Origin of the sequence: Pedobacter sp. R20-19 (assembly GCF_000708265.2) — a bacterium.
Taxonomy (GTDB): domain Bacteria; phylum Bacteroidota; class Bacteroidia; order Sphingobacteriales; family Sphingobacteriaceae; genus Pedobacter.
In genome coordinates, this window is record NZ_JCKI01000005.1 from 253,306 (window position 1) to 274,699 (window position 21,394).

Genomic DNA, 21,394 nt, shown 5'->3' on the forward strand with positions numbered 1-21,394 from the left:
ATTAAAAATCTACTTATGAAAAAAATAATTTTAAATACCTTGCTGATTTTGTCCATCTTTTTTTGGGCCGCCTGTAAAAAGGATTCGGCAGTTGCTCCGGTAACGCCACCCCCGGTTGTGCCACCCACTACAGGCCCGGGTGCATCGGTTGATTACCTGAAGCTGGCCCAAGAAACACATACTTTTACCACGAATAATTTGTTGACTGCCAGTTACGGCTACCGTGCAAATACCACTACCCATGCCAACAATTGTTATGAATGGTACAACGTGAGTCAGATTTATGCTGATGCCGCCATGGTAGGGATTGGACAGACCAAACACCTGGCCTACATGAATAATACTTTCAAATTTATGGAGAACATGTGGGATAAAAAAGATCTTCGTGGTGGCTATTTCGCTTCTGTAAATCTGGATGGAAGCGGGGCTGGTGGCGATAAATATGTAGATGATAACGCCCTGAGCGGAATGGTTTACCTGGAAGCCTATGAAGTAACGACAGGCGCAGACAAACAAGCTTATCTGGCAAAAGCCAAAGCCTGCGGCGATTGGTTAATCAATTCTGGCTTGTGGGATAATGTGTACGGTGGCGGATTTTACTGGAATACTTTAAAACCGGATAAACCCACCCAAACCAATGGACTCACACTGCAGTTGTTTTTAAAGCTTTACAGTTTAACAGGAGAAAGCATTTACCGGGATTGGGCCAAACAGGTGAATGATTGGCTGAATGCGAAAATGTATGACCCGATCAGTGGTTTATACATCTGGAAAATTGATGGTACGGGCGAAGGCAAAAAACATATGGATAAGTTTACCTATGATAACGCCATCATGGTAGAGGCTTTTATTTTGTACAGCAAAATTATGAATGATCCGGCTTATCTTACCAGGGCGCAAAACCTGGGAAAAGCCATGAACATGACTTTATGGAATGCTGCATGGAAAGGTTATATTTTTAATACCAATGAAACCAGAATTAACCCGGCATGGTGTGCCTGGGGATCGCAGGCCATGATTCGCCTGTATGAAGCCGATAAAGATGAAAGCTGGCTGGTCTACGCAAAAGAAAATATCAACAGGTTAAACATCGCTAACCGGAATCAAACTACCTTCGGATATTATTTTTTCGCTGGTTTTGACGGGCAAAACCGTTCGCCCGAAATTGAAACAGTAGATCAGGCATGGATGCAGCGGATTCAGGCGCTCCTTTCTAAATATTAATTTTTTATACGATATAACTTTATGAAAACGGCCAATAAAACATTCCTTATTTTGATGCTCTCGCTCTTCGTGGTGCCGTGTGCTTTTGCACAGGATCTATTGAAGTATGTTAATCCCAATATCGGAACGGCGCACAGCAGGTGGTTTTTTTATACCCCTGCCGCCGTGCCTTACGGGATGGCTAAACTTGCACCTTCTACGAATGGAAGTTATGGAAACCTGCAAGGCTGGGAAGCTGTAGGCTACGATACACGGCACAACTCCATTGAAGGTTTTGTGCATTTTCACGAATGGCAGGTAGGCGGAGTAAGTTTTATGCCCACAGCAGGTGAACTCAAAACGGTGCCAGGTTTGCTCGATCAGGCTGGAAGTGGTTATCGATCTGCTTTTGATCGTAAAAATGAAATTGCCCAGCCTGGCTATTATGCGGTATTGCTTGATGATTTTAACATAAAGGCAGAGATTACCGCCACCAAAAGAGTGGGTTTCCACAGGTACACTTTTCCAGAAAATCAGCAGTCGAGGATAATTCTTTCCATTGGTAACATTCAGGGAGAAAGCGGTCCGGTAACAGATGCGTCCATTAAAATGACAGATGATACGCATTTTGAAGGTTTCGTGATCACCTATCCAAAATATGTTAAAACTTATGATGAAGGTGGGCGGGTAGCCATGTATTTTTATGGCGAGCTTAATAAAAAGCCAGCCAGTGTAGGTGCTTTCAACCAGGAGAAAACCAATACCAATACAAAAATAGCTTCAGGGATTGGAGCAGGATTGTTTTTAGGTTATCCAACCAAAGCGAATGAAAGTGTAGAGATCAAAGTAGGCTTATCCTATACCTCGGTTGAAAATGCAAAACTCAATTTGCAGGCTGAAGCTGCTGATTTAAATTTTGATGGGGCTAAAAAAGCTGCTCAATTGGAATGGAAGAATGAGTTGGCTAAAATCAAAGTCTCAGGTAAAAATCAGGCCAATCTGGTGAAATTTTACACCGGATTGTATCATGCCTTACTGGGAAGGGGAATAGCCAGCGACATCAACGGAAACTTTCCCAGGCACGATGGTACTATAGGGCAACTGCCAAAAGATCAAAATGGTAAATTCAGTTATAATTTTATGAATACTGATGCCATTTGGGGTGGTTTTTGGAACATTACACAACTCTGGGCTTTATCTTATCCTTCGCATTACAATGATTTTGTACACACGCAACTGGAGATTTATAAAGAACGCGGTTGGTTTGGTGACGGAATAGCCAATAGCAATTTTGTATCGGGAGTAGGAACCAATTTTGTAGGTCTGGCTATAGCAGGTGCTTATCAGGCCGGAATCCGGGATTATGATTTAAATTTAGCCTACAAAGCAGTATTGGGTAATGAACTGAATTATCAAAATAGGTTGGTGGGATCAGGGAAAACCGATACCAAAAGCTTTGTGCAAAACGGCTATGTGCCTTATTTGGATGCCGATAAAACGGATTCTACTGGTTCGCATTTTTCCGGCTCTCATACCATGGAATACAGTTACAGTGCCTTTGCTGCGGCCCAGCTGGCCAAGCAAATGGGCAAACCGGAAGATTATAAAAAGCTGATAGGTTTATCGAACGGCTGGCGATTACTGTTTGATCAGGAATTGAAACTGATCAGGCCAAAAAACCAGAATGGAAAGTTTATTGATAATTTTAATCCCCTGGAAGCCTGGAGGGGTTTTCAGGAAGGCAATGCCACACAATATACTTTCTATGTGCCTCAAAATCCAAAAGGTCTAATTGCTGAAATAGGAACAAAAACTTTTAATGAACGCCTGAATAATATTTTCGAAACCTCGCAGAAAAATGCTTTCGGCGGTGGCAAAACGATTGATGCTTTTGCAGGAATTCAATCGCTTTATAATCATGGAAATCAGCCCAACCTGCACATCAGCTGGCTTTTTAACTATTCTTCTTCCCCGTGGTTAACACAAAAATGGACCAGGGCGATCTGTGATGAGTTTTATGGAACCGAAAGTATTCATGGTTACGGATATGGACAGGATGAAGATCAGGGTCAGTTAGGTTCCTGGTATGTAATGGCTTCCATTGGTTTGTTCGATGTAAAAGGATTAACCGATGCCCGACCAACCATTCAAATTGGAAGTCCGGTTTTTGATCAGTCAGAAATCCGCCTCGGTAACGGGAAGAAACTCCTGATCAAAACCAGTAATAATTCGGAGCAAAACGTTTATGTACAGTCTGCAACGTGGAACGGTAAAGTGCTGAACAATGCATGGCTTTACCGGGATGAACTGATGAAGGGTGGAACATTGACCTTAAAAATGGGTAATCAACCCAATCAAAACTGGGGAGTAAAATTGCCGCCGCCATCAGCACAATAAAAATCAGGCTTCCATGCTTTTGTCATCGTCATTGCGAGGAAGCTTTTTCAGCGACGAAGCAATCTTTCTTATAAAGGAGATTGCTTCGTGCCTCCAATGACGAATTTGAACTTAATTCATATTCATAATATAAATGGATACATAAAATGATAAAAATTTCCGTGATGAAGCCATTCTTTTTCTTCTTAAGCCTGTTTTTTTGCTTGAATGGAGCCGCCCAAGAGACAAAACACAATGCACTATACAAAGATAGGGCAGATGCCATGTTCCAAAAAATATGGCAGCATTACCGGGTGCAACAATATCCTGGTTTGTTCAGTGAGAATTATCCATCGGGAAAAAAGGTTTCACTGGATTACTTTCAGGGTGCAAATGTAGACGCCAAAGCGGTTAGTTTCCTGTGGCCATTTTCAGGCATGTTCTCCGCAGCAAATGTGCTGGTGCGGTTTCCTGATTTAAAACAGAAATATAATCAATACCTGGATACACTAACCACTGGAGTCTGGGCTTACCGTGATACCACCCGGACACCTGTTGGTTATCAGGCCTATCCGGCAACACTGGAAAAATCAGACCGGTATTACGATGATAACGCGCTGGTTTGCATCGATTATCTGGAAGCTTATTTAAATACAAAAGATCAAAAGTATATCACCAAAGCAAAGGAGGTTTTTGATTTTATTTTAAGCGGATGGGATGATCAGTTGGGTGGTGGAGTGTATTGGCTGGAAGGCCATAAAGACCAGAAGCCAGCTTGCAGCAATGGAATGTCTACACTGGCTGCATTGAAACTATATCAATGTACAAATGATCCGGTTTACCTGAATTGGGGTAAGAAGTTTTATAACTGGATGCATGATACGCTTAGAAATCCGGATGGGATCTATTACAACGATGTTAAAATGGATGGTAAGCCGAATGAGGTTTACTATACTTACAATACAGGATCAATGCTGGAAGCTTCCGTACTGCTTTATCAATTCACCAAAGAATCAAAATATTTAAAGGAAGCTGAACTCGTGGCAGCAAATTCATATCGTTTCTTCTCTAATCAGAATAAAAGCCTGGACAGGCATTTCAATATCGATTTACCCTGGTTTGTTACGGTTTTATTTCGCGGTTATGAGGCACTTTATCACCTTAATCAAAATCAGGTTTACATCAATGCCGTAGCCTCAGATTTAGATAAGGCATGGAAAAAATCAGCTGATCAGTATGGTTTTCTAACAGCGAAATGGGCAACTGATGAAGCGTCAAAAAAGAGACCCAAATGGTTGCTTGATCAGGCTTGCATTGCAGAGCTGTATGCCAGAATGAGTTTGTTAGCCCCCGAAAATTGATTTATTTGTGGACTGTATGATGAAACCAAACCTGCACATTACGGTCCTGATAGATGTAACTTTTACAGTGAAGGACAGCTTAAGAGATCATTAAAACTTGTTTTAATCATTACCGAGAATTATTATTGGTCTTTTAAAGAAGCACAAATTAGATATTAAATTTTATAATCGTAAAAAATCAAATCTGGCATTGTTGTTCATATGCTATGATACATGATGTTGACATCAATATGAAAAAGTTTTTATTGTTTTTATTGTTCTCAGTGATGGTGAAGATCACTGTTTATGGGGTTGAATTGAAATCTCCTGATGGAACTGTAAAGATAGAGATAAATCTATCGGATAGAATTTATTACAGCATCTACAGGGACAATATTCTGCTTCTTGAAAAATGCAACCTGGGTATAGATGCTGGTCATCTGTCTTCCATCAAAAACATAAAAGTTCAGGGTAGTAAATTCTCGCAAATATCCCGGAAGTTCAATCCTGTAGTCCCCATGAAATTTTCGACAATAGATGACCTGTGCAATACTGTGCTGTTGAATTTTAACAATGGATATGCTGTAGAGTTTCGGGCCTATAATGATGGCATTGCCTATCGTTTTATAACTAACTTTAAAGGCGACAAAAATGGAAAGGTGAAGATTATGAATGAAGAATTGATGGTGAATCTACCTGATGATTACCTGTTGCATGTACAGCCTGCTAAAGATTTTACTTCAAATTACGAAACAAATTACCTCCATATCGCTGCTAAAAAGTGGAAAGTGTCTAACCAAATGGCGACATTGCCAGCACTTATAGATACCCAAAAAGGATTTAAAATCCTCTTTGCAGAAACAGATCTTACTGATTATCCTTGTCTTTTCTTAAAAGGGAATAGTGTTAAGGGAATGGAAGCTGCCTTTTCAAAAGTAGCACTTGAAGATAAACAAGAAGAAGATCGGTTTATGCGGATCACTAAGGAAGCTGATTATATCGCTGAAACGAACGCTACAAGAACTTATCCCTGGAGATATTTTATCATCTCAAAAGATGATCGTGAATTATTGGAAAGTACACTTCCGGTAAAGCTTGCTCCAAAATCCGAATTAAAAAATACGGATTGGATCAAACCTGGACAGGTAAGCTGGGAATGGTGGAATGCGGCATCTCCTTATGGTGATGACGTTAACTTTGTTTCTGGATTTAACCTGGAAACCTACAAGTATTACATTGATTTTGCATCCAAAAGTGGCATTCCCTATATCATTATGGATGAAGGATGGGCGGAGAGTGTTTATAACCCTTATATCCCAAACAAAAAAGTAGATCTTCATGAACTTATTCGGTATGGTAAGGAAAAAAAGGTAGATATTATTTTATGGCTAACCTGGCTTACTGTAGAAAAAAATATGGATTTATTTAAAAGGTTTGCAGAATGGGGAATTAAAGGCGTAAAAATTGATTTTATGGATAGAAATGATCAATGGATGGTGAACTATTATGAACGGGTGGCACGTGAAGCAGCAAAATATAACATTCTGGTAGACTTTCATGGATCATTCAGTCCAAAGGGATTGGAGCAAAAATATCCCAACGTTATTTCTTATGAAGGCGTGAGAGGTATGGAACAAATGGAAGGATGCCAACCAGATAATACCATTTACTTGCCATTTATGAGGAATGTAGTTGGCCCTATGGATTTTACACCTGGTGCAATGATTAATATGCAACCTGAAGTTTACGGTGGGAAACGACCAAATTCTGCCAGTGTAGGAACCCGGGCATATCAGCTTGCACTTTTTGTGCTCTTTGAAAGTGGTGTGCAAATGCTTTGTGATAACCCAACATTGTATTACAAAAATCAGGAATGTACAGATTTTATTACTCAGGTACCTACTACATGGGATGAAACAAAAGCGGTAAAAGCTGAAGTTGGTGAATTAGCTGTAGTAGCCAAAAGAAAAGGTAAAAAATGGTTTATTGGTGGCATCACTAATGGTAAACAGAGAGATCTTACCCTTGATCTTAATTTTTTAATAAAAGGTAAACCGTACAAAATGACTTCATATGCAGATGGAATAAATGCTAACCGTCAGGCAATGGACTATAAAAAAAGTGATCAGAATGTAAACTCTAGTTCAGCTATTCCTATTAAAATGAGTAGAAATGGTGGTTTTGCGGCTGTGATCACAGAAATGTAACTAAAGAAAAGACTAAGATGATTGATAAATAAACACCCACGCTTGGTTAAAAATTATTTCAGTTTTATTAAATACAGGCTAAGATTTTACTACATTTTTGCGATCACAATAGTTAACCTTTCAACCGCACACTTTTTGAGCATTAAACGGAACTCTTCATCGTTTTTGAATTGCAGTTTCTTGATTGTTCTGGTTTCAAAACTTACCTCAAACTGATTAACTTCAAATGGCCATGGTTCTACGATGATGGATTTTTTATTTTGATAGAGGTTATATGGGGTGCCATCAGGTCCACAACTAATTTCGATCCGTCGACCTTCAGGCGGAATAGATGATTGACAAATGAGTAGGGAGAATGCATCACAAAACTCCAAAAGCTCGTATGCCATATCAAGTTCTTTTTTAGTAGCTTCAGCTTCTTTTAGCCAGAGTCTTTCCTGTTTCTTAAGTGTTGAAATGAATTCCTGAGCCATTGGGTCCTGGCCATGGGTAAACCTCACATGTCTGTTAATGAGAAGGGCAATGAACCGGTTTTTCGTTAGGGCCATTTCCATCAATCGTGTGGACGCATCCAAATCAAACCGAGTTTCTATGAAGTTAATGGGTGCGCCATTCTCATCTATCAGCGGATTTTGCTCAAACTCATTGTATACATCATCATGTTCAGCCGTAGCAATTAACGTTTCTGTCCATCTCGAAGGTTGATCCGATAGTTTCCATCTGGCACAAATTTGCCCTGCAAGTAATCCGTGTCCTCTTTGAGTAATAATCTGCCATCCTTTTTCTGTATAATTTATAATCATGTGTTTACCTCTGTCTGTCTATAACAGTGACCTTGAGATTTAAGTTTAAGGAATTGAAAAAATGCCTGCAGTGGTTAATCATTATATAATAAGAACTCTGAGTGAAATCCATAATATTGAAGTCAACAGTAACTTTTTTGATGTCTCAGCCGAATTATATATTATGCCAATCAAATTTGATATCTTGTGTATACACGCAAATCTTTGTTTAAAATGAAAATTATTATAGACACTAAGTCTCTACTTATTGGTTTATCACTAGCCAGCTTCGCTTTTTTTGCAATGGGTACAAAATCACAACTCGATGCAGATAATGGAAAATTCCAAACTCAAATTCGTGATAATGTTACCCTAATCTTAAATACCCAAAACGGAGATTATCTCATTGCTACAGATCTTATTGACCTTAGGCGAAATCAGTGGATAAAAGGAACATTCTATCAGACTTTTCAGGAATTAAAAGACAATAGAAAAAAGTAATGTCAATTCGAAAAAAACTTCTGAAACACGGTTGGCTGAATCATTTTAAAAGCCTTCAGTTTAATTGATAAATAATAGATCTTGTTAGTCAGGAAATTCCTAAGACAACTGGTAGATATATCTTAGCAAGATTGGAAATTTAGTTAAATGTTTTTTAAGACTATTTTTAATGAATATTATTAATTTCTTCTTATATCAATTTGAAATTTGACGGTAAAAATCCTTGTATAACCTTCCAATGGGCAGTTTTAAATTCATACTTAGGAAAACATATTTTCTTTCAATTCCTTTGATATGCTGTTGAGAGATGATAAATGACTTATGAATACGAATGAAATCCTTTTTATGCTCCAGTAATTTAATCATTTGTAAAAGTGAACTCCGGGCTAAAATTGCTTCATTATTCATCATATAAACCTTAATTTCCTTATCCTGTGATTCGATGGCAATAACATCATTTAAGTTAATCCTGATTAACTTATTTCTTTGATTTTTAACTTTGAGTAAAATAAAATTGTTGTTCTCTTTTGCCCATAATATTTGATCATCAGGTGGTGGCAAGATTTTGTTTAAAATTTGTGAGAATTTCAACTCAGAAAATGGTTTTAATAAATAACCATCTGCATTTAACTCATAAGTATCATACGCATATTTTGTATGTGCGGTAATAAATATCAGTTTTTTGATTTTATGCTTAATCAACGTAGCCAATTCGATACCACTCATTGATGGCATTTCAATATCTATAAATAAAATATCAATAGGCGCACTCAATTTCCTGATTTCACTTAATGCCATTAATGGATTATTAAATTTATGAATCACTTTAATATCGTTATGTGATCTCATATAATCTGAAATCAGATCTAGTGATGAAGATTCATCATCTATAATAATACTTGTATATGTATTTCTCATTTTCTTTGCAAATAGTGATAATAATACAAATTTGAATTAAACTAATATATGGATAGTATTTAAATACTACAAATATTGTTTTGTAAATTCTCCCTTTACGCTAACATTGTGTCCTTTTAGTCTGAAATAATTGCTGTTCACGACAAAATTTTTCTATACGTTATTGAAGGTATATCTTTATTATAATTAATAAATCTCCTAACTAATTAAACTGGAAATTATGGAAAATTTCACAATTAGTCCTGAAAAGCAGGATGTGGCAAAAAAAGTTTTTGCAGCCTTCGAAAACGAAACGCTAAGAGATCTTGGTGAAAAAGTTGTTGGTGGTGCATGGTTTGAAGCTTCTTGGGGAAGTGGTACTAAACCAAAAGAAAAAGAAGTAGAAACTGCTCTTTAAGAACCACAGCAAGCAAGGCTGATTTACTTGCCTTGCTTGTTAAAATCTTTTAAATCTTGCTTTGTTGATCATATGTTATTAAATACTGAAACAACTCATATTCCTTCCGATATCATATTTAATGATACTTATGTAGCGATCAATAACTTACTAGCTCTTTACGGGCATCATATTCCTCGTTATGTAATTAGAAATTATATGATTGAGGTAGCAGGTTTTCCAAATATTTCGCTCTATAGCATGGTAGAACTGCTTGTAAGGTGTAATGGAATTCCAAAAGTGAAAGAGATTCAAACACAGGAAATCTTTTCCCAAACACTCCCAGCGATTGGGCATATTTCCTGTAATGGAAAAAATGGGGTATATATTACGTTACTTCATGTTCATGATTTAAACATTACTTATTTAGGACCTGATAATCTTGTAAAAACTGAATCAATTACCGAACTGAAAAAGCGATGGACTGGATTTATAATTACCTGTAAATTCGAGTCTAATGGATTAAATGAAGATGAATTCAGCGTTACACCTGGTTATGAATCTGCAAAAAAATACATCACAACATTAAATTTAACAGATCACTTTTTAAGTACTGAAGAGTGTGATGAGGTGATTCGGATTTCTGAAGAACAGTCTGGTTATGAGCGAAGCCTTGTAGAACTTTTAAATAAGGATGATAGCACTGAAAAGTCTGCTTTGAGAACAAGTTTCAGTACCGTATTAAAAAATGATCATAAGCAATCTATTATCCAATTTATTTATGAAAAAGCTGCAGAATTTGCGCAGGTTTCTATTCATCAAATGGAAGCAATACAATGTGTAAGGTATGCAAGCGGACAAGAATACAAGACTCATTTTGATGGAGATCAATTTAATAAAAGGGGTAAAACCATTTTAGTCTATCTTAACGATGATTTTATAGGTGGTGAAACTTCCTTTACAGAGATTGATGTAAAGATAAAACCTAAAAAAGGAACTGCTTTGCTTTTTTACAATCTTGATGATAATCAAAACCCATTAATAGAATCAGCGCATTGCGGAATGCCAGTTATTTCAGGCGTTAAATATGCGATGAATATCTGGATTAAAAATAAACCCCTTCACTAAAACTAATCATGATGAAATACCTGTTTACTATATTAAATATTTTTGCCTTCTATCTATTTGGTCATGGACAAAATAAAACCATTCATGTCAGCAATTATACCGGAAGCCGGATTGAAATAAAATCGTCAGGAGAAAAGCCTTTAGGTATTTATAATACTGCCTTAAGTTGCGTGGATTTAAAAACACGAGACTCTATTGGTAACTATCAACTATTCATTAACGGTGTTAAAATTGATAACGGATACGGACACTCAACCAGATTATTTTTGAGTAGAGGAAAAACATCTATATCTGTTTCGGCAGATGGTTATAAAACAGCTGTTATAAAAGACAAATACCTTAATGGCGAGGCTATAACACAGATTAAAGTCTCCTTATTAAAGGATACAAAATAGTTATCCATTCAGCACTGATTTAATACTCTCTAACTACAGATACAAGTATTCTATATCTGTATATCACCAAATAAACGCAATTTTATGAAAGCTTTAGATAGTTCTGTTGCAACCAAATGCGCTTTGCTTGTACTAAAAATAGCCAGTAGATGCAATTTAAATTGCACCTATTGTTATATGTATAATCTTGGTGATAGTACTTACCGGAATCAGCCTAAAATAATGTCTGACCAGGTAGTTGATGCCTTACTGGAAAAAGTGAGAAATCACTGTGTAAAACATGGTATTGAGGTCTTCGATTTTAATTTTCATGGTGGTGAACCACTACTGGTAGGGCATCAATTTTTTGAAAAATTTGTGAGCAAGGCAAATAAGATATTACTTCCCTTCACTACACCTATATTCTCCATTCAAACCAACGGTACCTTGCTGGATGATGAATGGTGTAATTTACTAGGCACATTAAATATTCATTTGGGCATTAGTCTGGATGGTACAGCTGAAATTAATGATATGTACCGTATAGATCATGCGGGTAAAGGATCATATAAAGATATCATAAAGGGCATTGAAACGGCTATGGCATCAGATAAATTGCTCAATCCACCCGGACTTTTATCGGTGATCAACATCAAATCAAACCCTGTTGAAGTATATAATCATTTTCTAAAAATCAATCCACATAATGTAGATTTTCTTATACCTGATGCCAATTACGATAGTCCTCCATTGAAACCGGATTACCTTTCCGATCAGCCATATGCTGATTGGCTCATTCAGATTTTTGACATGTGGTTCGCCGAAAAAAAACCTTTTGGTGTTAATCTTTTTGAATCTTTAGTGAGTGCAATCTTAGGTAAAGGCGATCAATGCGATATACTTGGCGGTACAAACAAAGAACTGCTGGTAATTGAAACCAATGGTGGCATAGAGCCAGTTGGTCAATTGAAGATATGCAAAAATGGTTTTACCAAAATTGGAATCAATGTTATTGGTAATGAACTTGATGAAGCTTTTGATAACGATTTGGGTTTGTTATTCCACCTTAGTGGGCAGAAAACATGTCAGTTTTGTAAAGCTTGCCCCATTTTAAATATTTGTGGTGGTGGCTATCTTCCACATAGATTTAGCAAGGTAAATGGTTTTAATAACCCCTCTATATATTGCAAAGACTTGCTAAAATTAATAACTCACATTCAAAATAAATTATTTGATGCCATTCCTGAAGCATTATTAAAAGAAGCTGGTGTTATACGCTTAAGCTTTGAAAAAGCGGAAAAAATGTTGAAAGCAAATGAATACCTGCTTGAAGTAGAAGATAAGGAATTAGAATTATTTGCAGGTTAAACAAACACAGGAATATGGTAAATACCGGGAAATTAATATGCAAACATCTTGTAATAAAAATAGCCAGCAGGTGTAATTTAAATTGCAGTTATTGCTATATGTACAATATGGGTGATAGTACCTATAAAAATCAGCCTAAATTTATGAGTAAAGAAGTGATTTTATCCACAATAAAAGAGGTGAAAAATCATTGCATTGAAAATGATTTGGATGAATTCACTTTTGTATTTCATGGAGGAGAACCCTTGCTGGCCAGTCCAAAGTTGTATGAATTTTTTGTTAATAATACCAAAGAGATATTGCCAGAGGGTATAAAAACTAATTTCAAACTTCAAACAAACGGAATGCTTATAACAAAAGCATGGTGTGAGTTATTTGAAAAGTTAAATATCGGTATTGGAATCAGTCTTGACGGAGATAAAAATGAGAATGATAAATACAGGCTTGATCATAAAGGCAATGGCTCGTTCGATGCAATTATAAAAGGTTATGCAACTGCCAATACCTATTTAAATAATAAACCTGGCATCGTTACATTTATTAATATTGGAACAAACCCTCTTACCACTTATAATTTCTTAAAATCAATTGAGATCGGTTATGTCGATTTCATTTTACCTGATGGCACGCATAATACACCACGTTGGGATTCACTGCTTGAAAGTCAGACACCTTATGCAGATTGGCTTATTAAAATATTTGACCTATGGTTTCTTGAGAAAGGCCAGAAGCCAAAAATTCGTTTTTTTGAAACCATTATGATGCTCATTTTAGGTAGAGGAACAGATGAAGGAAATGACGCATTGGGCGTAGGCAGTCACCAGGTGTTGGTTATTGAAACTGACGGAGGTATAGAACCTATAGATTCTTTAAAAGTTTGCGGAAATGGGTTTACTAAAATAAATGCCAATATTTTAACCAGCAAAATAAGTGATGCTTTTGATAAAGAGCTGGCACAGCTTTGCAATCTGAGCCATAAATTGCTTTGTAAACAATGTATGAACTGCCCTGTAAAAAACATTTGTGGGGGAGGTTATTTAGCACATAGGTTTAGTAATAAAAATGGGTTTAATAATCCATCAATCTATTGTAATGATCTGCTTAAGTTGATTACACATATACAAAATGTAGTTTTTGGAGAGATACCAACGCATCTTTTTGAAGAACTAAATCTGCAATTGGTAAGATATGAAGAAGCTCAGCTGATGATTGAACAAAAAAACGCAATATCAGGTGAACCAGAGTGGACGGATTATTTAATGGGATTCCGTAATAAAAGCCATAAATATGTTTAAATCGAAATTTCCATTTTATAAACAATATGATTCTAAGGATTGCGGACCTACATGTATACGTATGGTGGCTAAATTTTATGGAAAGGAATATTCACTCCAAACCCTTCGTGAAAAAGGAAATCTTTCTAAGGAGGGTATATCTATTAACGGTATCAGTCAAATTGGAGAGCATGTTGGCTTCAGGTCATTAGCAGTGAAAGTAGATTTTGAAAAACTTAAGGCAGAAGCTCCATTACCAGCAATTGCACACTGGAATCAGAACCACTTTATTGTTATTTATAAAATATCAGATAAAAAAGTTTACGTTGCTGATCCATCATTTGGTTTAATTTCTTACAGTTATGAAGAGTTCTTAAGAGGCTGGAGCTGTGATATTGTACATGGAATTGAAAAGGGAATTCTACTGCTTCTTGATCCGACACCCGATTTCTTTTCTCAAACAGGAGAAACAACAGTAAATAAGGCAAACGTCAGTTTTATTCTTAAATATTTAATGCAGTTTAAGAAACCATTAATCTATGTATGCCTAACACTTTTGGTTGGTAGCCTGCTTCAGCTTGTATTTCCATTTTTAACACAATCCATTATAGATTATGGAATTGGTAACCGCAATATCGGTTTCATCAATTTAATTTTATGTTCTCAGCTTATCCTAATTGTTAGCTTGGTATCTGTAGAATATATTCGCTCCATTATCATGGTGCATATCAGTGTCCGTATTAATATTTTCATTATTTCGGATTTTCTTTTTAAACTGATGAAACTTCCAATCTCTTTTTTCGATGTTAAGTTAACAGGTGATTTAACACAAAGAATCAGAGATCATAAGCGGATTGAAGATTTTTTTACCAATTATCTTTTAACATCCATATTCTCCTTTTTTTCTGTGCTTGTTCTGGGTGGAACACTTTTTTATTATAATCTTACTATTTTTCTCATCGTGTTTTCAGGAACTGTTGTTGAATTTGCATTGGTATTAAGTTCTTTAAAAAAAAGAAGGTATTTAAATAATAAGCTCTTTTCCAGATTAACCTCCGAACAAAACATACTTATTGAGTTAATTACGGGTATGCAAGAAATTAAGTTAAATAATATTGAGCGCATGAAACGCTGGCAATGGCAAAAAATTCAAGCTGCAATATTTAAAACTAACTTAAAAATTGTATCCTTAAAGCAGTTGCAGCATGGTGGGTCAAGATTAATTGGTCAGCTCCAGATTATACTAACTACTTTTATTGCTGCAAAAGCGGTTATAGATGGTAACATGACCATTGGAGTTATGATGGCCATCATCTATATTCTTGGCCAAATAAGTGCACCAATATATGATCTTATTGATTTCATTTATTCTCTTCAGGATGCGAAGATAAGTTTAGAAAGGTTAGGCGAAATTCATCTTAAAAAAGATGAGGAAGATGAAAATTTACCTTCAATATTCAGCTCAGATATTGATCATAAGGCTATCAATTTTAATAACGTATCTTTTAGTTACCCTGGACAAACTAAGCCGGTAATTGAAAATCTTTCACTAAAAATTCCGGCAGGGAAATTAACAGCTATTGTGGGTACCAGTGGCAGTGGAAAGACTACATTACTTAAGTTAATTCTGAAATTTTACAGTCCGCAAAAGGGACTTATCACCATTGATGATCACAAACTTGATCATTTAGATAGCGCGGAATGGAGGAGTAAATGTGGGGTAGTGATGCAGAATGGGTTTATTTTTGCCGATACGATTGCAAGAAATATTGCGCTGGAGGAGCATATTAATGAAAATCATTTAAGAAATGCGATTAACCTGGCCAATTGCAATGACTTTATATGTGCACTCCCGTTGGAACATAATACGCGGATAGGTCAGGATGGCATAGGGCTTAGCCAGGGGCAAACTCAACGTTTACTTATTGCAAGGGCTATCTATAAATATCCTGATGTGATCTTATTTGATGAGGCAACAAATGCGCTGGATGCCAACAACGAGAAAGTCATCATCAATAATTTAAATCAATTTTTTAAAGGAAGAACGGTTGTGGTGGTAGCTCATCGTTTAAGTACTGTTAAAAACGCAGATCAGATTATTGTAATGGAAAAAGGAAAAATCATCGAGCAAGGAAACCATTCTTCCTTAACCACCAAACGCAGTGCCTATTACGAACTTGTAAAAAATCAACTGGAACTGGCAAATTAACATGATCATATGGAAATTTCAAAACTTAGTTTTACAACACATGAAGTTAATGAACTTATTGGGGGAGTGCCAAAGAAAATTTTATGGTACTGCCTGGGTATTTTATTATCGACTATTATTGCCGTAGGATCCATGATTTCCATTACACCCTATCCGAAAAATATTATTGTACAGGCAAGGATAATCACTTCAAAAAATAAATCAAACCTATCAGGCTCAGATTTTTTAAATAAAAATAATAAAAATCTAATCTGTCAGCTTCAATTTGATCTTAATCAATTTAATAAACTTTATTTAAGTCATATTAAAAAAGTAAATATCACATTTTTAGATGTTTCAGGAAAATATCAGTTCTTCGGAAATATTCTGAGTGTATCAACTAAAGAGAACTACATTTTTGCGGATGCAAAAATAACTCCTAATCCTAACCTGCAGAAGTTTTTGATTACGGATAGTAAGTTATCCCAGAAGCTATTTACAGTTGAATTGGCGAATGATAGATTTTCAATTAAAGATAAACTTGAAGCAAGTTTATGGTAAACTAATTTAAGGAAGGCGCAATATGGAAGAGGCAGCAAAGTTAAAATGTAATTTCGTGGTTTTAAAGATCGCGAGTAGATGTAATTTAAATTGTTCGTACTGTATCATGTATAATGTTGGGGATGATACTTACAAGAAACAACCCAAGGTAATGTCCGACAAAACAGTAGATGCATTATTAAACAGAATAAAAAAACATTGTCTTAAACATGATATTAAGATTTTTGATTTTAGTTTTCATGGAGGTGAACCGCTACTCGCCGGGCCAGAATTTTTTATCAAATTCATTCAGAAAGTTAAAGAAATTTTACCCCCACATATTCAGATATCCTATACTTTACAAACAAATGGTATTTTAATTAGTGATGAATGGTGTGATCTGTTCGCTAAACTTAATATTTTCATAGCCGTAAGTTTAGATGGAACACCAGCGGCGAATGATAAATTTAGAGTGGATCACGCAGGAAGAGGATCATATAAGGCAATAGTGAGTGGTTTAAAAATCGCACAGCGTTCTAAAGCATTAAATTATTCGCCAAATATTTTATCAGTTATTAATGTTGAATCAGATCCAACGGAAGTATACAATCATTTTAAAAGCCTTGGTGTTCAAAGCGTTGATTTTATTCTACCTCATCAAATTCATGAGGAAAAGCCTTTAAGTATTTATGAAGGTGATATAAATTTCGAAGCTACACCATATGGGGATTGGCTCGTTAAAATATTCGATCAGTGGTTCTATGAAAAAAAGCCAAGGCCTGAAATACGTTTTTTTGATGTGATAATCGCTTGCATTTTAGGTATGGATGTGCCATTTGAATATCTGGGCGGACAAAAAAACGAAATCTTAGTCATCGAAACCAACGGAGGGATTGAGGCTGTTGATTCGCTAAAAGCCTGCGGAAATGGGTTTACAAAAAATGGCGTTAATGTAGCCACACATGATATTGACGAAGCTCTGGAAAATGAACTGGCTCAGGTTTATAGTATGAGCCACCAATTGTTATGTAAACAATGTAGCTGTTGCCCAATTAAAAATGTGTGTGGAGGTGGCTTTTTGCCTGACAGATACAGCAAGCAGAATGGATTTAACAACCCTTCCGTATATTGCAAAGACCTCACGAGAATTATAACTCATATCCAAAATGCGATTATTGACTGTCTTGATCCTGTTGATACAGCAGTTCTGGAAATTAAAAAATTAACCTATCTTGATGTTAGAAAAAGCATCATCAAGAAAATGAATGTAACTGCCGAACCTACTTATCTGGCCCTGCTGGAGAAATTTAAACAAGCCGATCAAATCTATGAGAAGAATATTGCCTAAACTATTATTAACTTTTTTTATTCTATCACTTTCATTTTCAGGTTATACACAAATAAAACTTATCAAAGGTCAGATATTTGATGGGCTGGGGCTGGCCTTAGTAGACGTAAATGTAGCCATCAGGAAAACATCTGATTCTACATTAGTAACTTATGCGGTAACAGATCAGTCAGGAAATTTTCAACTTAGCTTATCTACTGGTTCAACAGAGCAATTATACTTAATAACTACATTGGTTGGTTTCAAAAATTATGTTTCCAATAACTTTACAATCTCCGATCCGCCAAATTTTGAAAAGATCATTTTACGAGAAGAGAAAACGACTTTAAAGGATGTTGAGGTAGTTGGTAAAAAACGTTTTGTTATTCAAAAAAATGACAGGATAACCGTTAATGTAGAAAATAGCCCCGTGAGTAATAGTGGCAGTGTAATTGACATGCTACAAAAACTTCCCGGACTTACTGTGGATGCAACCGGGAATATTTCATTGAGAGGTAAACAAGGTGTGAGGGTATACATCAATGGAAAGCAATCTTACTTATCTGCTTCAGATCTTGCCAATATGTTAAAATCTATGCCAAGCACGAACGTTAGTACAGTTGATATTATAGCTAACCCTTCAGCAAAATTTGATGCTGCAGGAAATTCAGGAATCATCATCATCAATACCAAAAAAAATCTCAGGGATCTTTATTCAGCCTCCATCAGTTCAACAGTTGGTTTTGGTCAATACCTTTTAAACAATGAAGGTATTAGCCTTGCCGTAAATCAAAAAAATATTAGTCTATCCGGATCTTATTTTTATACCAATAATAAAACTTTTCGGTTTTCAGATTTAAATCGTAGGGTTTTAAACAGCCAAAACATTTATAATTTTAGTCAGTTAAGTGAAGGCCAGATTAAAGATGCTGGTCATACCTATAATTTTAATGGTACAATTGATCTTAATGAAAAAAACAAGATTGGATTTTCTTTAGATGGTTTCTCCAATAGCAATAAAATTGATGAAATCAATAATACCCAAATTGCAACTCCGCCCAGCCGCTTAGATTCATCTATATTGGTTAATAATGCAGAAAATAATAAAACCAGGCTGTTTGGGACTGGAATAACTTATGAAATTAAGACTGACACCAGCGGGGGTAAACTGCATACCGAAGTTAATTATTCTAATTATACCAGGGATGGGTTAGGCAACTTGTTAAATAGTTATTATGATTTAAATGGTAATACACGGCGAAATCCGGAGTTAGTTCAAAATATTACGCCCACTAAAATTAATATTTTTACTACACAGGCAGACCTAAACGGGCAGCTTCCTTTAGCTGTTACTTATGAAACAGGCGCTAAATATTCTAATGTTAAATCAGACAATAATTATCAATTTGGTACTATCGTAAACAATGAATTTATTCGTAATGTAAACCGGTCTAATTACTTTAAATACAATGAAGATATTTATGCCGGATATTTAAATTTATCGAGGAAAATTGCAAATTATACTATTCAATTAGGCTTGAGACTTGAGCATACCAATTCTAATGCGAATTCAATAACCAACGATACAAAAGTTAATCGGTCTTACACTAATATATTTCCAAGTGTGTTTATTCAAAAAGAAATAAATGCCAATAATCAAATTAATTTAAACTATTCCCGAAGGATTGACAGGCCAAATTATCAGGATCTTAATCCTTTTGTTTATTATAATGATCAATATACTTATACCGTAGGTAATTCATATCTGAAACCACAATTTACTGATAATTTTCAATTCAGTTATACTTTTAAAGAAATCACCTTTACTGCTGGTTATAGTAATACCAAAGATGTTATTACACAGATTACACAACAAGATGATGAATCTAAAATAACTTATTCAACCTTAGAAAACCTGAATACACTTAAGAATTTTAGTTTAAGTATGTCGGTGCCTTTTGCGTTTACAAAATGGTGGGATAGTTATACTTACCTGGAAGGCTTTAGGAATAATTATAAATCTGAACTTTCTGGTGAAACTTTAGATAATGCTAAATTTACATTGAATATTTTTACGGAGCAAAATTTTGAAATAAGTAAGAATTTTTACGCCACTTTATCCTTTAATTACCGATCTGCGGCTTATAATGGAATCTTTTATTTTAAACCGGTGTATTTTATGAATACAGGTCTTCAGAAGAAATTCTTTTCTAATAAGCTGAATGCCAAACTTTCATTTGATGATGTTTTTAAAACCAGGATAACCCGCGTAATTACTGATTATGCCAACATGGATTATCAATTAAAAAGTGGACGCGATACCAGGCGTGTGTTGTTAAATCTATCGTATACTTTTGGTGCAAAAAAAGTTAGAAATAAAAATATCAATAATATGAATAAAGAGGAGCGTGGCCGCATAAAAACAAATTAGCAATGGCGAAATGAGCACGTGAAGAGAGCGATAATTTATTTTTATGTAATGCCTGATCTCAAAATTTAATATTTTTACAGCCCACTTCTGGCTTATTAAAGCTAAATCCCATTCAGATCATCTATTACTTAAATAATAACGCAACAGGCTTTTAATATGAGCCTTATTTTACAAAAGACCTGAGGTACTGAGTTGCTGTTGTCCAATCTATGTGCTTATAGTTTTCATTATCTAATATTGTGTGTTGGGTAGAATACATGGAATACATATATTGTGCTTGCTGCCATTTGGCATACAGCTCCATTTCTCCTGATGGATTTTCTGCACGTTGCTTTTTAATTGCTGCAGCAAACTCATCCATATCCGAAAGCTTTTGAACATTAAAATGCTGGCCTGTAATTAACTTAATGGCTTCACTTAACATATTGGCGCTGATTTGAAAGCTTGCAATATGAAAATAACGAGGGCTATGCTCTTCCATCGCTACTTCGGCGGTAAAGGCAGCAGTATCATCCATCGTTGTAAAATCAAGTTTCCAATCTGCTTTATCACCCCAATAGGCAATAGTTTTATGTTTTAAATTTAAGATAGGCGTATTATATTTAAGTATATCTGCAAATGCACCATTAAAAATTGATGTAGCCTGAATTGCCGTGCGATCTATATATTGCTTAAATTCTCTTCTCAAATCAAAATTCCTGTTTTCACCCGGAACCAACACATTGTAATCTGTACAAAAATCGGAAGGTATAAACTTTTTGACCCCTGCCTCTAATGCTGCATCCAGCAGAATCTTTTGTGTATCTACAATCACATCAGCGAGCCCTGCTAATGCTGAAACCACACAGTCCGCACCTATACATGCATTCTTTAGGCTTTCGGGATTATGATAATCTACTGCTATTACTTCTACGCCAGCCTGAGTCAGGACTGCTGTTTTTTCTAAATCACTTTCTTCCCTGATAAGTGCTTTCACCACTGCTCCCCGTTTCACCAGCTCACTGCAGATCATTGATCCTAAATTACCTGTTGCACCTGCAACTAAAATTGTTTTTTTCATA

The 21,394-nt window shown here is 35.7% G+C and carries 17 protein-coding genes; 14 read left to right on the forward strand and 3 right to left on the reverse strand.

Annotated elements, in window-relative coordinates; all coding sequences use genetic code 11:
- The first annotated feature begins 15 nt into the window (after positions 1-15).
- From AN34_RS12955 to AN34_RS12970, 4 genes are all read left to right on the forward strand, one after another.
- Positions 16-1,224, forward strand: a complete 1,209-nt coding sequence (locus tag AN34_RS12955; protein ID WP_029286080.1) for a glycoside hydrolase family 76 protein — start codon at positions 16-18, stop codon at positions 1,222-1,224.
- A 21-nt stretch (positions 1,225-1,245) separates the two neighbouring features.
- The gene (locus AN34_RS12960; protein ID WP_029286082.1) at positions 1,246-3,600 is read left to right on the forward strand and encodes a GH92 family glycosyl hydrolase; all 2,355 of its coding nucleotides are present in this window, start codon (positions 1,246-1,248) and stop codon (positions 3,598-3,600) included.
- A gap of 146 nt (positions 3,601-3,746) precedes the next feature.
- Entirely contained in the window at positions 3,747-4,940 is a 1,194-nt protein-coding gene (locus AN34_RS12965) for a glycoside hydrolase family 76 protein (protein ID WP_231625549.1), read from the forward strand.
- A gap of 230 nt (positions 4,941-5,170) precedes the next feature.
- Complete coding sequence (locus AN34_RS12970; protein WP_029286086.1) at positions 5,171-7,126, forward strand: glycoside hydrolase family 97 protein; 1,956 nt, start codon at positions 5,171-5,173, stop codon at positions 7,124-7,126.
- Positions 7,127-7,215: 89 nt separating this feature from the next.
- Here AN34_RS12970 and AN34_RS12975 read toward each other — a convergent pair whose 3' ends face one another.
- Complete coding sequence (locus tag AN34_RS12975) at positions 7,216-7,929, reverse strand: DUF3891 family protein (RefSeq protein WP_029286088.1); 714 nt, start codon at positions 7,927-7,929, stop codon at positions 7,216-7,218.
- A gap of 213 nt (positions 7,930-8,142) precedes the next feature.
- Here AN34_RS12975 and AN34_RS12980 point away from each other — a divergent pair, with 213 nt between their 5' ends.
- Positions 8,143-8,409 carry a hypothetical protein gene (locus AN34_RS12980; protein WP_029286090.1) on the forward strand — a complete coding sequence of 89 codons (267 nt, stop codon included), beginning with the start codon at positions 8,143-8,145 and terminating at the stop codon, positions 8,407-8,409.
- A gap of 195 nt (positions 8,410-8,604) precedes the next feature.
- On the opposite strand, the gene AN34_RS12985 is transcribed toward AN34_RS12980, so the two are convergent.
- The gene (locus AN34_RS12985) at positions 8,605-9,327 is read right to left on the reverse strand and encodes a LytTR family DNA-binding domain-containing protein (RefSeq protein WP_029286092.1); all 723 of its coding nucleotides are present in this window, start codon (positions 9,325-9,327) and stop codon (positions 8,605-8,607) included.
- A 220-nt stretch (positions 9,328-9,547) separates the two neighbouring features.
- On the opposite strand from AN34_RS12985, the gene AN34_RS21670 reads away from it, so the two are divergent.
- The 9 genes from AN34_RS21670 to AN34_RS13025 all read left to right on the forward strand — a co-directional run bounded on the left by AN34_RS21670 (position 9,548) and on the right by AN34_RS13025 (position 20,333).
- Positions 9,548-9,724, forward strand: a complete 177-nt coding sequence (locus AN34_RS21670; protein ID WP_157263305.1) for a hypothetical protein — start codon at positions 9,548-9,550, stop codon at positions 9,722-9,724.
- 72 nt (positions 9,725-9,796) lie between these two features.
- Entirely contained in the window at positions 9,797-10,831 is a 1,035-nt protein-coding gene (locus AN34_RS12990; protein ID WP_051666518.1) for a 2OG-Fe(II) oxygenase, read from the forward strand.
- Between the two features lie 8 nt (positions 10,832-10,839).
- Positions 10,840-11,226 (forward strand): hypothetical protein, encoded by a 387-nt coding sequence (locus tag AN34_RS12995; RefSeq protein ID WP_029286094.1) that lies wholly within the window; start codon positions 10,840-10,842, stop codon positions 11,224-11,226.
- Between the two features lie 84 nt (positions 11,227-11,310).
- A complete protein-coding gene (locus AN34_RS13000) occupies positions 11,311-12,573 on the forward strand; it encodes a radical SAM protein (RefSeq protein ID WP_082468396.1) in 1,263 nt (420 codons plus the stop codon).
- A 14-nt stretch (positions 12,574-12,587) separates the two neighbouring features.
- Positions 12,588-13,868, forward strand: a complete 1,281-nt coding sequence (locus AN34_RS13005) for a radical SAM protein (RefSeq protein ID WP_082468397.1) — start codon at positions 12,588-12,590, stop codon at positions 13,866-13,868.
- The gene (locus tag AN34_RS13010) at positions 13,861-16,056 is read left to right on the forward strand and encodes a peptidase domain-containing ABC transporter (RefSeq protein WP_029286100.1); all 2,196 of its coding nucleotides are present in this window, start codon (positions 13,861-13,863) and stop codon (positions 16,054-16,056) included. The genes AN34_RS13005 and AN34_RS13010 overlap by 8 nt, the downstream gene beginning before the upstream one ends.
- Positions 16,057-16,065: 9 nt before the next feature.
- Positions 16,066-16,596 carry a hypothetical protein gene (locus AN34_RS13015; RefSeq protein WP_029286102.1) on the forward strand — a complete coding sequence of 177 codons (531 nt, stop codon included), beginning with the start codon at positions 16,066-16,068 and terminating at the stop codon, positions 16,594-16,596.
- Between the two features lie 22 nt (positions 16,597-16,618).
- Positions 16,619-17,923, forward strand: a complete 1,305-nt coding sequence (locus AN34_RS13020) for a radical SAM protein (protein WP_082468398.1) — start codon at positions 16,619-16,621, stop codon at positions 17,921-17,923.
- Positions 17,904-20,333, forward strand: coding sequence for an outer membrane beta-barrel protein (locus AN34_RS13025; protein WP_029286106.1), 2,430 nt, complete (start codon positions 17,904-17,906; stop codon positions 20,331-20,333). Before AN34_RS13020 ends, AN34_RS13025 begins: the two co-directional genes overlap by 20 nt.
- 163 nt (positions 20,334-20,496) lie before the next feature.
- On the opposite strand, the gene AN34_RS13030 is transcribed toward AN34_RS13025, so the two are convergent.
- Positions 20,497-21,393 (reverse strand): NmrA family NAD(P)-binding protein, encoded by an 897-nt coding sequence (locus tag AN34_RS13030; protein WP_029286108.1) that lies wholly within the window; start codon positions 21,391-21,393, stop codon positions 20,497-20,499.
- Position 21,394 lies beyond the last annotated feature (1 nt).

Excerpts from the sequence above, each read along its gene's own strand:
- AN34_RS21670 (WP_157263305.1), top strand. The coding sequence starts at position 9,548 with ATGGAAAATTTCACAATTAGTCCTGAAAAGCAGGATGTGGCAAAAAAA.
- AN34_RS13005 (WP_082468397.1), top strand. The coding sequence starts at position 12,588 with ATGGTAAATACCGGGAAATTAATATGCAAACATCTTGTAATAAAAATA.
- AN34_RS12965 (WP_231625549.1), top strand. The coding sequence starts at position 3,747 with ATGATAAAAATTTCCGTGATGAAGCCATTCTTTTTCTTCTTAAGCCTG.
- AN34_RS12980 (WP_029286090.1), top strand. The coding sequence starts at position 8,143 with ATGAAAATTATTATAGACACTAAGTCTCTACTTATTGGTTTATCACTA.
- AN34_RS13015 (WP_029286102.1), top strand. The coding sequence starts at position 16,066 with ATGGAAATTTCAAAACTTAGTTTTACAACACATGAAGTTAATGAACTT.
- AN34_RS12970 (WP_029286086.1), top strand. The coding sequence starts at position 5,171 with ATGAAAAAGTTTTTATTGTTTTTATTGTTCTCAGTGATGGTGAAGATC.
- AN34_RS13000 (WP_082468396.1), top strand. The coding sequence starts at position 11,311 with ATGAAAGCTTTAGATAGTTCTGTTGCAACCAAATGCGCTTTGCTTGTA.
- AN34_RS13020 (WP_082468398.1), top strand. The coding sequence starts at position 16,619 with ATGGAAGAGGCAGCAAAGTTAAAATGTAATTTCGTGGTTTTAAAGATC.
- AN34_RS13030 (WP_029286108.1), bottom strand. The coding sequence starts at position 21,393 with ATGAAAAAAACAATTTTAGTTGCAGGTGCAACAGGTAATTTAGGATCA.
- AN34_RS12990 (WP_051666518.1), top strand. The coding sequence starts at position 9,797 with ATGTTATTAAATACTGAAACAACTCATATTCCTTCCGATATCATATTT.
- AN34_RS12975 (WP_029286088.1), bottom strand. The coding sequence starts at position 7,929 with ATGATTATAAATTATACAGAAAAAGGATGGCAGATTATTACTCAAAGA.
- AN34_RS13025 (WP_029286106.1), top strand. The coding sequence starts at position 17,904 with ATGAGAAGAATATTGCCTAAACTATTATTAACTTTTTTTATTCTATCA.
- AN34_RS13010 (WP_029286100.1), top strand. The coding sequence starts at position 13,861 with ATGTTTAAATCGAAATTTCCATTTTATAAACAATATGATTCTAAGGAT.
- AN34_RS12955 (WP_029286080.1), top strand. The coding sequence starts at position 16 with ATGAAAAAAATAATTTTAAATACCTTGCTGATTTTGTCCATCTTTTTT.
- AN34_RS12995 (WP_029286094.1), top strand. The coding sequence starts at position 10,840 with ATGATGAAATACCTGTTTACTATATTAAATATTTTTGCCTTCTATCTA.
- AN34_RS12960 (WP_029286082.1), top strand. The coding sequence starts at position 1,246 with ATGAAAACGGCCAATAAAACATTCCTTATTTTGATGCTCTCGCTCTTC.
- AN34_RS12985 (WP_029286092.1), bottom strand. The coding sequence starts at position 9,327 with ATGAGAAATACATATACAAGTATTATTATAGATGATGAATCTTCATCA.